Source organism: Rhizobium sp. CSW-27, from assembly GCF_018760785.1.
In the GTDB taxonomy this organism is placed as follows: domain Bacteria; phylum Pseudomonadota; class Alphaproteobacteria; order Rhizobiales; family Rhizobiaceae; genus Neorhizobium.
This window is the reverse complement of the sequence record NZ_JAHHZO010000001.1, coordinates 640,902-654,003: the sequence shown is the minus strand read 5'-3', so window position 1 is coordinate 654,003 and position 13,102 is coordinate 640,902. Positions and strand designations below refer to the sequence as shown.

Below are 13,102 nucleotides of genomic sequence, written 5' to 3'. Positions count from 1 at the left end.
CAGCGACTGAAGGCTGCGAATGCCGCGCACGGTCGCCGTGTCCTGCCGCGCGGCCGAGACAGAGGAGGACGAGCCATGGTTTCTCAAGCGCCTGCCTTCTGGTGGAGACGTTCGGACTGGCGGGCCTTTGGCCTCTGGCCGGTCTCCCTTCTCTATGGCCGCATCGCTGGCAATCGCATGGCAAAAGCCATGCGGCCCTGCGTGCCGGTGCCGGTGTTTTGTGTCGGAAATTTCACCGTGGGCGGTGCCGGCAAGACGCCGACGGCCGTTGCGATTGCCCGCGCAGCCAGAGCACGGGGCCTGACGCCCGGCTTTCTCAGCCGTGGCTATGGCGGACGCCTGAAGGCCACCACGCTGGTCGATCCGGCCCGTCATGGAGCCGATGCGGTGGGCGATGAGCCGCTGCTTCTGGCCCGCGAGGCGATGACCGTGATTTCCCGTCGACGGGTGGATGGAGCCGAACGGCTGGCAGCGGAAGGATGCGATTTCATCATCATGGATGACGGCTTCCAGAGCGCCCGCCTGATGCTCGACTTCGCGCTGGTGGTGATCGACGCCCGCCGCGGCATCGGCAACGGCCACCTGGTGCCGGCCGGTCCGCTGCGGGCCCCGCTTTCCGAACAGATGCGGCAGATGTCCGCCCTGCTGAAGGTGGGTGAGGGGGAGGCGGCCGATCCCGTCGTGCGCCGGGCAGCGCGCGCGGGCAAGCCGGTGCGTCTCGCAAGCCTCGTGGCGCGTCCCGACCCGGCGATTGCCGGCGCGCGCGTTCTGGCCTTTGCAGGCATTGCCGATCCCTCGAAATTCTACCGCACGGTGGCGGCGATCGGCGGCGAGGTGGCGGTGGAGCGCTCCTTCCCGGACCATCATCCCTTTACCGACGACGAGATCCTCGGCCTGCTCGGACAGGCAGAGCGGGAGCGGCTGCTGCCGGTCACCACGGCCAAGGATGCCGTACGGCTTGCCGGTCGCGGCGGACCTGCCGAACGCCTGCTGTCGCTTGTCCGCATCGTGGAGGTGGAGATGGTTTTCGACGATCCGCACGCGCCCGCGCTGATGATCGAGGAGGCGATCGCCCATTGCCGCCGGCGTCTGGTGGAGCAGGCGCGGGAACAGGCACAGTGAATGAAGCCGGTCGGCCGCAGGCGGCGCGGTCTTGCCGGCGGCTCAGCCGCGCGACTGGTTGGGCAGAATGCCGGCGCGCTTGTCGGCTTCCAGGGAGGCGGCGCAATCTGCATAGGCTTCCTGTCGCGCCACGCTCCAGTAGCGCAGCTCATCGACGGGAATGGCAACACCGGTGATGGCGCAGGGAACATGGGAACCTGCCGTCAGGATCTGGTAATCGCCATCGAGGTACCGGATCCTGGCCTCGCGGTTTCCACCCCCTTCGAATCGGTTCATCACTCGTCTCCTGCGAAATATCATGGTCCTGCTCTACAGCATCGGTCTTGAAACCGCATCCCGGAAATCGCACGCAATGATGCGCGGGGCGATGCGGAACGAGCCGGTCCTCCGGCTTCAGCTGCGGCCGAACAGCCGCTCGATGTCGCTCAGCTTCAGCTCGATATAGGTCGGCCGGCCGTGGTTGCACTGGCCGGAGCCGGGGGTGGCTTCCATCTCGCGCAGCAGCGCGTTCATCTCCTCGGGGCGCAGCCTGCGGCCGGAGCGCACGGAGCCGTGGCAGGCCATGGTGGCAGCCACATGCTCCAGCCGGCTCTTCAGCCCGCCCGCCGTGTTCCATTCGCCGATCTCGTCGGCAAGGTCGCGGATCATCGCGGTCGCATCCACCTCGCCAAGCAGGGCAGGCGTTTCCCGCACGGCGATGGCACCGGGGCCGAAGCGTTCGATCACCAGTCCCAGCCTTTCCAGTTCCGCCGCATGCATGGTCAGCCGGTCGCAATCCTCTTCCGGCAGGTCGATGATGTCGGGAATGAGCAGCACCTGCGAAGGCAGCCGGTCCGCCTCCAGCGCCTTGCGCATCGCTTCGAACACCAGCCGTTCATGGGCCGCGTGCTGGTCGACGATCACCAGCCCGTCCTCGGTCTGGGCGACGATGTAGTTTTCGTGCAGTTGTGCCCGTGCCGCGCCGAGCCGGTGACGAATCGCGGGATCCGGCTGGGCGGCGTCCGCCTGTCCGGCGGCCGGCACCGGCGCCTGCATGGCATCGGCCCGCGCGCTTGGCGTCATCAGCGTGTCGAAGGCGGACTGGCGCCGTTCGGCGAACGCATTGCCCGCCGGCATGGCCATCGGCCGGTAGGGCGAGGTATCCGCCGTCCAGCCGAGATTGGCCGGCCGCGGCGGCACATGGCCCGCGCCGAAGCTTCGGCCTGCTGCGGGCATCTGGTCGGCGCCCGCGCCGGACGCCGAGCCGATACCGGCACCGGCCCCCAGGCCGAAGCCGGGGCGGAAGGCGCGCATCAGTCCGCTGGCGCCGGTGGTGGCGGCGCGGTCGCCCTCGCGCGCCAGCGCCTCGCGCAGTGCACCAACGATCAACCCGCGCACCAGGCCGGGATCGCGGAAGCGCACATCCGCCTTGGCCGGATGCACGTTGACGTCCACCAGCGCCGGATCGAGCGTGATCGACAGCACCGCGACCGGATAGCGCCCGGCCGGAATGGTTTCCGCATAGGCGCCACGGATAGCCGAGAGGATCAGCTTGTCCTGCACCGGACGGCCGTTGACGAAGGCATATTGGTGGGTGGAATTGCCGCGGTTGAAGGTCGGCACCCCGGCAAAGCCGGTCAGCGTCACATCCTCGCGCGCCGCACGAATCTCGATGGCATTGTCGCGGAACTCGGCGCCCAGCACCTGCGCCATGCGGGCCAGCGGATCGCCGGGGGAGGCGGGAAATTCCAGCGTCGAACGATCGCTGCCGGAAAGCACGAAGCGCACCTGCGGGAAGGCGATCGCCATGCGCTTGACCACTTCGGTGATCGCGCCGGCCTCGGCCCTTTCGCTCTTCAGGAACTTCAGTCGGGCAGGCGTTGCAAAGAAGATGTCGCGCACTTCCACCACGGTGCCCTGGTTTGCCGCGGCCGGCCTTGCCGGCGTCAGGCGTCCGCCGGCGACGGAAATCTCCACGCCCGTTTCTGCGCCTGCCGTGCGGCTGGTGATCGAAAGCTTGGCGACCGAGCCGATCGAGGGCAGGGCCTCGCCGCGAAAGCCGAGCGTGCGGATGTCGTCCAGCGTCTCGGAGATCTTCGAAGTGCAATGACGGCGCACGGCAAGGTCCAGATCGGCGGCATCCATGCCGCAACCATTGTCGGTGATGCGGATCAGGCTCTTGCCGCCGCCGGCCGTGGCGATCTCCACCCGGGTGGCGCCGGCATCGATGGCGTTTTCGATCAGCTCCTTGGCGGCACTGGCGGGGCGTTCGATCACCTCGCCGGCGGCTATCTGGTTGATCAGCGTTTCGGGCAACTGTTTGACGGGCATGCCACCATTGTCGGGGATTCGGTGTCGCAAGGAAAGCCCCGTCTGCCGTTGTGCACCGGCTTGCGTCGCACGGTTGCTGCTGCGCGACCTTTTCCGCTAGCGTTAAGAGCAACTTAACAGGAAGCCGATATTGCTTCACAACGACATGGTGACCGGCAGATTCGCGACTTTGCGCAATTGCCGGCACGGCGTTCTGAAGGCCCCGCCGCAGGCGAAGGCGGGAAACAGGAAGCGAGATGATGCGACCGTTACGGATCGACAGCCGGCTCCCGGCGGCGGGAGCCACCCGCACGAGACGGAAGGCCCCGCGATGACGGGCGAGGGCGCGCATCCGGATGGGCTGATGCAGCCGGCGCTGCTCGACCTTCTCGCGGAGGCGGTTTCCGGGGCCGTGCTGATCTATGATCGCGACGACACCATCGTGTTCGCCAGCGCCCAGCTGCGCACCTTCCTGCCGGCCCTGCCGCTGGTTCCGGCGCCCGGCACGCGGCTCAGGGATTTCCTGTCGATCGTCTACGACCATGGCGGTTATTTTCCCGATCTGACCGGGCGTCTGCGCCACCCGCCGATGGGGCGCGAGGAATGGATCACCAGCGAGATCGCCAGCCTCTGGCGCGAGCGATCCGAAACCGTGGAGCGGCGGGCGCTCGACCGCTGGATGAGCCTCAGCAAGCGGCGCACGCCCTCCGGCTATGGCCTGTGCCTGTTCCGAGACGTTTCCGAACACAAGAAGCGCGAGGACCAGTGGCGCTCCGACCTGGAGCGGGTGCAGATCACCGAGGACATTCTCGACAACCTGCCGTTCCCGATCATGGTGATGGACCGCAACTTCACCTATGTCGCGGTCAACAAGGCCACCTGTTCTCTTTACAGCCTTTGCGCCGACGAGATCCTGGGGCGAAAGAGCGACGACATTCACCCGCCGGAACTCGCCGCCCGCATCGACCAGGCCAACCGCCAGGTGCTGGAGACCGGGGTTCCCTTCAGCATCAGCGAACAGGTGATCCGTCCGGATGGCAGCCGCACCGCCATGCTGACCCGCAAGCTCAGGGCCGGAAAGCCCGGCCGCTATTTCGTCGTCACCGCGATGGAGGACATTGCCGAGGTTCTCTCGACCGGCGAGCAGCCCGAATGGACCTTTACCGGGCTTGAGGGCGTGGACTTCGTGCATTCCGACATGCGCCTGGACCGGACCGAGTGGCCGGCCGCCGTGCCGGCGGAGCGTTCCGGCAGCCGCCGCGTGCTGATCGTCACCGACGACGGCAAGGTGGAGGCGGATGGTGTGGCGCTGCTTCTGCGTGCCGGCTTCGACGCGACGGCGGCGCGCGATCTGCGCGAACTGCGCGGCATTCTCGACATCGCCCGCGAACGGCAGGTGGTGATCGATCTCGTCGTCGTCGATTCCGCCATGGACATCGGCTGCCTGGAAGAGGCGGAAGCCTCCGGCATTGACGTGCTGGTGCTGGAAGCCTTCCAGGTGGAGCGGGAACTTCTGGCCGCCGTGCAGCGTCGCCTGCTGCGGCCGCGTGCCCTGCCGGCGGCGCGCAAGGCGGACGAGGACGACTGGCAGATCGCCTCGGTCGCGGCCATCGACGTGCTGGTTGCGGAGGACAACGAGGTCAACCAGATCGTGTTTGCCCAGATCCTCGAAGGTTTCGGCTATCGATATGCCATTGCTTCCGATGGGGAAGAGGCCGTGCGCCTGTGGCGGGAGATGAAGCCGCGCATCGTGCTGATGGACATCACGCTGCCGATGCTGAACGGCTTCGAGGCGGCATCCTGCATCCGCGAGAGCGAGAGCGGCGGCGAACGGACCCCGATCATCGGCGTTCTGACGCCTGCGGTGGAAGGCGACCGCGATGCCTGCTGGGCGGCCGGAATGGACGATGTGGTTCTGAAGCCGCTGAGCCCGGATGCGCTGGAGGAAAAGTTCCGTCGCTTCCTCGGCACGCGGGACGGCGAACCGCGCCGGCGCGGCGATTCGCGCTGAGCGCGGATCTGCCGACTCCGATGCACCGGAGGCGGGTGCATGGGGGCGGATGCACGGCAGCCGGGCGTCGTATGCTGATCAATGCTATGGTTTTGTTAATCTTTCGGCAGCATTCTGCGCAAAAACCTGAAATGCGTGGAGCGCGTGATGAAAACGGCCGGCCGTCCGGTGCCGCAGGTCAGCCAGAACGAATTGCAGGCCATGGCCTATCGCGATCCGCTGACGGGCCTCGGCAATCGCTACCGGCTGCGCGACAAGGTGCGCCTGATTGCCGCCGAACGCGCCGACGACCCCGCGCCCTTCACCATCGGCATCGTCAACCTGGATGGCTTCAAGCCGATCAATGATCTCTTTGGCTCACAGGCGGGCGACGACATTCTCTGCCAGGTGGCGCATCGCCTGAAGGCCTGCATTCCCGATGGCGCCACCGTCACCCGTCATGACGGCGACGAATTCGCCTTCCTGCTGCCACTGGTCTTCGAAAAGACCAGCGCCGAACGTCTCGGCCAGATGATCAAGGAGGTTCTGTCGGCGCCTTACGATCTCGGCGATCGCAATGTGCGGCTGTCTGCCTCGTTCGGCTTTGCCGTCTATCCTTTCGCCGGCGAGGAATTCGAGGAACTGCTGAAGAGCGCCGAGACGGCGCTTTATCGTTCCAAGCGCCGCGGGCGGGGCCAGATCACCGTCTATTCCCGCGAGATCGCCCAGGAGATGAAACGTTCCACACAGCTGGAGCAGGCACTGCGCAACGCCATCATCGCCGATTCGGTGGAGGTGCATTTCCAGCCGATCGTTCGCATTCGCGATGCCTCCGTGGTGGGGTTCGAGGCGCTGGCGCGCTGGAACGATGCGGATCTCGGCTTCGTATCGCCGGCGGTCTTCGTGCCGCTCGCCGAAGAGCGCGGCTTCATCGATGCCCTGTCGGATACCCTGCTGCGCAAGGCGGCGGAGGCGGCGCTCTCGTGGCCGCGCGAGCTGTTCCTGTCGTTCAATCTGTCCTCGGCGCAGCTGATGGATCCGGGCACGGCGGCCACCATCCTCGCCACGCTCGGCCGTGTCGGGCTCGATCCCGCCCGCCTCGAGCTGGAAATCACCGAAACGGCCGTGATGACCTCGGCCGATACCGCCGAGCGGATCATTGCCGAGTTGCGCCAGTCGGGCGTGCGCATCTCGCTGGACGATTTCGGCACCGGCCAGTCGAGCCTCGGACGGCTGCGTGATTTCACCTTCGACAAGGTGAAGATCGACCGCGCCTTCATTTCCCGCATCACCACCGATCGTGCTTCCGAGCATATCGTCAAGGCGATCATTGCCATGTGCGATGGGCTCGACCTGCAGGTGGTGGCCGAAGGGATCGAGGAATGGGCGGATGCGGAGAAGCTGAAGACGCTCGGCTGCGCCATGGGGCAGGGCTATTACTATGGCCGCCCGGTCGATGCCGCAGCGACGCTGCGCTACCTGCAGACCCATCATCGCGATTTCATGCCCGCCCAGGAAACCGCCTGAGCCTGTCCGGTCCCTGCCGTCCCGCCATCCGCCGCCCCCGCCATCCGACCTTGGCGCCCGTCTGCGGGCGCCGGCCCGCAACAAGAAAGGGTGGCGCCGCAGCGCCACCCCTGTCGTCCTGTTCCGGTCTGGTGGAACGTGCCACGCTCCGGACCCTGCGACCGTTACGGCTGCGAGGTCGTCGACGGGGTTGTGGCTCCACCGGCCGGGGCCGTGGTGGTGGCGGCGCCACCGGTCGAAGAGGTGGTGGTGTTGTCGGTCTGCTGGTCGTCCAGCGTACGGAACTCCGGTGCGGCCTTGAGCGACTCGGCCGTTTCCATGGTGGTCAGCCGTACATTGTTGTTTTCCGGGTCGCGGCTGACATTGATCTTGCTCATCGGCACCGCGACGTTCTTTGCGCCGATGCCGAGGAAGCCGCCGACGCCGACCACGGCTGCGACGATGCCGCCGTTTTCCTCGAGAATCAGATCGTTGACATTGCCGATGCTCTTGTCTTCACCATTGTAGATGCTCTGGCCGATATAGTCGTTGGCGCTGATCTGCGTTTCCGTCTGCTGGGTCAGGTAATCCTGGGCGCCGGCGCCGGTGTTGGCGGCGCCCATGGAGCCGGTCGTGCCCGTGGTGCCGGTGGCGGACGAACCGGTCGACGGGGTGGCTGCGCCATTGCCGGCCGGCGGCATGGTGGTGTCGGTCTGGGCGCCGGGAGCGGCAGGCGTTGCCGAGGGAGCCGTTGTCTGGGCAAGCGCCGGTGCAGCGGCGGTGGAAGCCATCAGAATGGCAGCGGCTGCCATGGTACCAAGGGTCTTCTTCATAACGAACCTACCTTTGTTCAATCCGGGTTGCTCCGGCGCGCGGGGTGGAATGTCGCGCCGGTTCGACGGAAGAATGCTCGCTGCCGGACTTGGTTCCGAGGCAATATGCCAAAAAAATAGGCGAAAACGCCGGAACGTTTTCGCCTGATTCGAGTTTGGTACGCCCTGCTGCGCGTGGTCTGTCGGTCGCCTCAGAGGATATAGGCGGGCTCGAAACGGCCTTTCACGGAGATGCCGAGATCGAAGAGGAAACCGGCCTGGGGATCGGCCGCCAGTTCCTCGGGGCTGGCGCCTTCATGGGCTGTCGTCACCAGCAGACGGTCGGCATCCCTGCCGAAAAAGGCCGGGCAGGAGGTGCGCGATGTGGGCACGCTGTAGCGCGCCACGTGGCGGCCGTCCGGCGCATAGCGATCGACCGCGCCCACGCCCCAGCGGGCGTTCCAGACATGACCTTCCGCATCGCAGACCGAGCCATCCGGCCCGCCTTCGGCGCCTGCCGCCACAAAGACCGAAGGCTCGCCCACCGGCAGGCCGGTTGCGGGATCGAGCGGTACGCGCATGATGTCGCCGATGCGGGTGTCGGTGTAGTAGCCCGTCGCGCCATCGGGCGAGAAGCAGATGGAATTGGGGATGCTGATGCCGGTGAAAAGCCGTGTCACCACGCCCTTTGCCACATGATAGATCGAGCCGGCGCCGTTTTGCGCCTTCAGCCCCATGGTGCCGATCCACAGGGCGCCGCAGGCATGCACGCGCCCGTCATTCGACCGGTTGCCCATATGTGCCGGTTCTAGCTCCAGATAGGGGGTGAAGGCGCCGCTTGTAACGTCGCGGATCAGCAGCCCCTGCTCGCTGGCGATCAGCTGGCGGCCGGCATCGATGCGGGCCAGCACGCTCGCCTTGAAGGGCAGGGCATGCAGGCGCGCCGCGCCCGTCGCAAGGTTCAGCTCATGCAGTTCCCTGCCGAGAATGTTGAACCACCAGATGGTGTCGGTCGCCGCGTCATAGGTCGGGCCTTCGCCGAGTTCCGAGGTGTGGCGCGACAGAATGCTGCCCTTGAACGGATGGATCTCGCTCATCGTGCCGCCTCCAGCGCCCGGTCATAGGCCTCGATCGTCACCCGGGCGCGGCGCAGCACCTCATCCGTGCCCATGCCGGCCTTGTAGAGGCTGGAGCCCAGGCCGAAGGCGGTGATGCCGCCCTTCACATATTCCTCGAAATTGCTGTCGGAGACACCACCCACGGCGGCGATCACCAGGTCCTTCGGCAGCACGGCGCGGATCGCATTGATGCCGGAGGGGCCAAGCACGCTGGCGGGGAAGAACTTCAGCCCCGTTGCGCCGGCGCGGGCGGCAGACAGCGCTTCCGTGGCGGTGAAGCAGCCCGGCAGCGTCACCATGCCGCGCGCCGCAGCCGCTTCGATCACCGCCGGCTCGACATTCGGGCTCACCATCAGCCGGCCGCCGGCGGAATCCAGCCCGGCGACGTCCTCGACGGTCAGCACCGTGCCGGCGCCGATCAGGCAATCCGCCGGCGCCAGCCGTGCCGCCATCTCGATCGAGCGGAACGGATCCGGCGAATTCAGCGGAATTTCGATGGCGGTGAAGCCGGTCTCGATCAGGCCGCCGACAATGGCTTGCGTCTCTTCCGGCTTGATGCCGCGGAGAATGGCGACCAGCGGCCGCTGCATGGAGGGAAAGGGAATGCGGGTCATGCGGGCATCCTTGCATGGCTGAGGAAAAGCGATTGGGCGGCGGCGGCCAGTCCCTGTCGAACGGCAAGATCGGCATCGATCGTCTCGAAGGCAAGGCCAAGGGCGGCAAGGGCCCCCTCGTAGAGGCCCTGCAGACGGCCGGAGGCGACAAGCCGCACCAGATCCGGGCGCTGGCCGGCTACATGCAGGCCGCCGGCGATTTCCACGCCGATCAGCGTGCCGGACAGGCGCGCGGCGGCGCCGGTGGCATCGAGCCCGTGCAGCAGCTGGCCGGAACGGGCGGTGAAGATCAGGCTTGTCAGCAGCGCCGGCTCGGCCGCGGCCTTGACGACGGCGGCCTGGAAGGCCGGGTGGCTGGCGTCGAAGGCTTCCGCACCCGCCACCGCATGCTTCAGGATCGAATGCTTCGTGATCACGTCAAAGAGTTCGCCGGTCATGAAGGAGGCGAAGCTGGTCACGCGGCTGTCTTCCACATTCACCCATTTCGAATGGGTGCCGGGCATGCAGACGAGCGCCTTGCCGGCAGAGGCGGGGCCCAGCGCGCCGAGCAGCTGGGTTTCCTCGCCGCGCATCACGTCGGGCGCCGCCTCGGTGCGCTGGGCGATGCCGGGCAGGATGCGGATGTCGCGGGTTTCGCCGGGCACGCGCACGGCGCCTTCCAGAACGGTGGCAAGCGATGCGGGCGCATCGGCATAGCCGGCCTCCACCCAGCCCTGGCGGGCGCCGGCCATGCCGCAGATGATGACGGGAAGATCCGGCCCGGCGGACACGGCGGCAAGATGCGCGGCGAGCACCGTGGCAAACCCCGTTTCGGCGGCTGTGGTCATGCCTTCGCCGCTGCGCCGTTCGGCCAGCACCCGGTGTTCGCCATCCATGAGCCAGAGCCGGAAGCTGGTCGTGCCCCAGTCGACGGCGATATAGGCTGCGTCAGCCATCAGAGTGTTCCTCCATCTACGGTGATCCATTGGGCGCTCATGCCGGCCGATGCCGAGGAGGCCAGAAAAAGACAGGGGCCGACCATGTCGATGGCGGTCAGGCTGCGCTTCAGACACTGGCGGTCGATCATGGCGGCGATGCTGTCATCGGTCAGCCAGAGCGCCTTCTGCCGTTCGGTGACGATCATGCCGGGCAACAGCGCGTTGACGCGGACGCCGTCCGGGCCGAGGCGTCCGGCAAGGCTCTTCGTCAGGCCCAGAATGCCGGCCTTGGCGGTGGTGTAGCTCGGCAGTCCGCCCATGTTGAGCAGGAAGGAGATCGAGGACAGGTTGACGATCGCACCGCGACCATCGGCCATCAGATGCGGCGCGGCCGCCTGGGCGCAGAAGAACATCTGCTTCAGGTTGATGGCCTGGTTGCGGTCCCAGTAGTCTTCCGTGACCTCCAGAAATTCGTGGCGGTCGTCGAGCGCGGCATTGTTGACGAGAACGCCGATGCCGCCCATCCGCTCGGCGGCCTCCGCCACAGCCGCCCGGATCTGCGATACCCGGGCGAGATCCGCCTCGATATAATGCACGGGATGACGGGTCTTCCCCTCCAGGCCCGCGACCAGCGCAAGGCTCTGGTCGCGGGCAATGTCCACAAAGGCGACACGTGCGCCCTGGCGGGCGAAGGCCTCGGTGAAGGCCGCGCCTATGCCCGAGCCGCCGCCGGTGACCAGCACCGCCCGGTCTTCCAGGTCGGCAAAGCGGAAGGCCGGTTTCAGCTGTGCGTCAGTGTCCATGATGATCCTCGATGTTCCGCTATTTGGAACTGAGTTTGACTATCTGGAATAAAGAGTATAATCGGGAAAGACTGTCAAGCACCGTCGCCATTCAGGGCGGCATGCGGCCATGTCGGGAGCACGGGGTGAACCAGAAGCAGGTCACGGGTGCGCAATCGGACGCATCGGAAACGGACAAGGACGCGGGTAGGGACGTGGACAAGGATGCCGGCACGGGCACGCTCGGCAAGGCGATCGCCCTGCTCGATCTGATCGCGCGGGCCGATGTGCCGCCGAGGTTCACCGATCTTCTGGCGCTCAGCGGCCAGCCGCGCGGCAGCCTGCACCGGCAACTGCGGCATCTTGCCATGGAAGGTCTGGTGGAACTCGGGCCGGATGGCGGCTATACGCCGGGCCTGCGCCTGCTGCAGTTTGCCTCACGGGCCTGGTCGCGTCATTCGTTCCGTCAGGTGGCCGAGCCGCATCTGAAGCATCTGCACGACCTGACCGGCGAGACCGTGCATCTCGGCCTGCTGCGCGAGGGCGAGATCGTCTATCTCGACAAGATCGAAAGCCGGCAGGCGGTGCGCATGCATTCGCAGGTCGGCAATGCCGCGCCGGTCTATTGCACGGGCGTCGGAAAGGCAGCGCTTGCCTGCCTGCCGGGCGAGCGGCTGGCGGCGCTGGCATCGCATCTCGTCTTCCAGCCCTTCACGCCGGCGACGCTGAGGGATGCAGACGCGCTGCTGTCGGAGATCGAGGCGATCCGTGCCCGCGGCCATGCCTTCGATCTGGAGGAACATCAGCCGGGCATCCGCTGCGTGGCCGCCGCCATCCTCGTTCCGGAGGCAAATATCCTTGGCGGCATCTCGGTCACCGCCCCGGCCTTCCGCGCGGATATGGATCAGTTGCAGGCCTGGTCGGTGAATGTCTGTGCCGCGGCGCGTGCTATTGTTCAGGATGCTTCGCAGCGACTTGGTCCGCGTCGCTGATCGCTGTTTTAGCAGGCGCTTTTCTTTGCCCGACCGGAATTGAGTGTTTGTCAAAACTCTCGGATCGTGGCATGATTCTGTCGTGATGATTGCGGCCATGATGGCACCACGCAAGACCGGTCTGATTGCTGCCGGTGCGCTGTCACTCGGAAATACGGCCAATGCCGGCTTCTGAGGCCTTCTAACCAAGATTGTCATGAACAATGGATAAGACCGAAAGCTTTGATGCCACCTATTCCGTGGCCGCCCTTGTGGCAGAACTGAAGTCTTTCAAGACTCAATTCGACATTTTCCGTTTCATGCGCCGGGTCACCGAAAGCAATGGCTGCCGCGCCTTCATGGTCTGCGAGCTACCGTCGATGACCACGCTGGAACTGTCCGGCAACACGATCATCACCAACTGGCCCTCGGAACTGCTGTCGCATTTCGATCAGGCAAGCCTGCTGCAGTCGAGCCCGATTCTGCAGCGCCTGCGCGGTTCAACGCTGCCCTTCACCTATTCGATGGCCGATATCGCCCGCCAGCGCGGCGACATGGTGTCCTTCGAGCTCTTCCAGCGCTTCGGCCTGACCAGTGGCGTGTATTTTCCGGTGCATGATTCGTCCGGAAAGCGCGGCTGCGTCTCTTTCTGCGGCGATGGGGTGATGTTCACGGTGCAGCAGATGGTGGAACTTATGTATCTGTCGGTGCATGTCTACCAGGGGCTGGCGGAAATCCGCGACATCGATGTGCGTGTCAGCGACCACCTGAGCGAGCGGGAAATCGATTGCCTCAACTGGACCGCTGCCGGCAAGACCAGCGCCGAGATCGCCGATATTCTCGAACTCTCCGAGCATACGGTCAATCACTACCTCAACCGCGCCACCAAGAAGCTCGATGCCGTGAACCGCACGCAGGCGGTCGCCAAGGCCTTGCGCACCGGCCTGATCAAGTGACAGGCAGTTTTTCTGCCGGTTTCGT

12 protein-coding genes are annotated in these 13,102 nt (G+C 66.1%); 5 read left to right on the top strand and 7 right to left on the bottom strand.

Features of this window, described 5'->3' with window-relative positions; all coding sequences use genetic code 11:
- Positions 1-75 precede the first annotated feature (75 nt).
- The gene (lpxK, locus tag KLP42_RS03295; protein ID WP_215564734.1) at positions 76-1,122 is read left to right on the top strand and encodes a tetraacyldisaccharide 4'-kinase; all 1,047 of its coding nucleotides are present in this window, start codon (positions 76-78) and stop codon (positions 1,120-1,122) included.
- Between the two features lie 42 nt (positions 1,123-1,164).
- Here lpxK and KLP42_RS03290 read toward each other — a convergent pair whose 3' ends face one another.
- Both KLP42_RS03290 and mutL read right to left on the bottom strand, forming a co-directional pair.
- The gene (locus tag KLP42_RS03290) at positions 1,165-1,398 is read right to left on the bottom strand and encodes a DUF2093 domain-containing protein (protein ID WP_215564733.1); all 234 of its coding nucleotides are present in this window, start codon (positions 1,396-1,398) and stop codon (positions 1,165-1,167) included.
- Between the two features lie 117 nt (positions 1,399-1,515).
- Positions 1,516-3,432, bottom strand: coding sequence for a DNA mismatch repair endonuclease MutL (gene mutL / locus KLP42_RS03285; RefSeq protein WP_215564732.1), 1,917 nt, complete (start codon positions 3,430-3,432; stop codon positions 1,516-1,518).
- Positions 3,433-3,742: 310 nt separating this feature from the next.
- Between mutL and KLP42_RS03280 the strand changes: the two genes are divergently transcribed.
- Entirely contained in the window at positions 3,743-5,422 is a 1,680-nt protein-coding gene (locus tag KLP42_RS03280) for a response regulator (RefSeq protein WP_215564731.1), read from the top strand.
- 147 nt (positions 5,423-5,569) lie between these two features.
- Positions 5,570-6,928 carry a putative bifunctional diguanylate cyclase/phosphodiesterase gene (locus KLP42_RS03275; RefSeq protein ID WP_215564730.1) on the top strand — a complete coding sequence of 453 codons (1,359 nt, stop codon included), beginning with the start codon at positions 5,570-5,572 and terminating at the stop codon, positions 6,926-6,928.
- Between the two features lie 164 nt (positions 6,929-7,092).
- Here the strand turns inward: KLP42_RS03275 and KLP42_RS03270 are convergent, their stop codons facing one another.
- The 5 genes from KLP42_RS03270 to KLP42_RS03250 form a co-directional block, all read right to left on the bottom strand.
- Positions 7,093-7,740, bottom strand: a complete 648-nt coding sequence (locus KLP42_RS03270; RefSeq protein WP_215564729.1) for a PRC-barrel domain-containing protein — start codon at positions 7,738-7,740, stop codon at positions 7,093-7,095.
- 191 nt (positions 7,741-7,931) lie between these two features.
- The gene (locus KLP42_RS03265) at positions 7,932-8,816 is read right to left on the bottom strand and encodes an SMP-30/gluconolactonase/LRE family protein (RefSeq protein ID WP_215564728.1); all 885 of its coding nucleotides are present in this window, start codon (positions 8,814-8,816) and stop codon (positions 7,932-7,934) included.
- Positions 8,813-9,451, bottom strand: coding sequence for a 2-dehydro-3-deoxy-6-phosphogalactonate aldolase (locus tag KLP42_RS03260; protein WP_215564727.1), 639 nt, complete (start codon positions 9,449-9,451; stop codon positions 8,813-8,815). Before KLP42_RS03260 ends, KLP42_RS03265 begins: the two co-directional genes overlap by 4 nt.
- On the bottom strand, positions 9,448-10,386 hold the full coding sequence (locus KLP42_RS03255; protein WP_215564726.1) for a 2-dehydro-3-deoxygalactonokinase: 939 nt from the start codon (positions 10,384-10,386) through the stop codon (positions 9,448-9,450). The genes KLP42_RS03260 and KLP42_RS03255 overlap by 4 nt, the downstream gene beginning before the upstream one ends.
- On the bottom strand, positions 10,386-11,171 hold the full coding sequence (locus tag KLP42_RS03250; RefSeq protein ID WP_215564725.1) for an SDR family NAD(P)-dependent oxidoreductase: 786 nt from the start codon (positions 11,169-11,171) through the stop codon (positions 10,386-10,388). Before KLP42_RS03250 ends, KLP42_RS03255 begins: the two co-directional genes overlap by 1 nt.
- A 194-nt stretch (positions 11,172-11,365) precedes the next feature.
- Between KLP42_RS03250 and KLP42_RS03245 the strand changes: the two genes are divergently transcribed.
- Complete coding sequence (locus KLP42_RS03245; RefSeq protein ID WP_353844797.1) at positions 11,366-12,142, top strand: IclR family transcriptional regulator; 777 nt, start codon at positions 11,366-11,368, stop codon at positions 12,140-12,142.
- Between the two features lie 203 nt (positions 12,143-12,345).
- Positions 12,346-13,077 carry a helix-turn-helix transcriptional regulator gene (locus KLP42_RS03240; protein WP_215564723.1) on the top strand — a complete coding sequence of 244 codons (732 nt, stop codon included), beginning with the start codon at positions 12,346-12,348 and terminating at the stop codon, positions 13,075-13,077.
- Positions 13,078-13,102 lie beyond the last annotated feature (25 nt).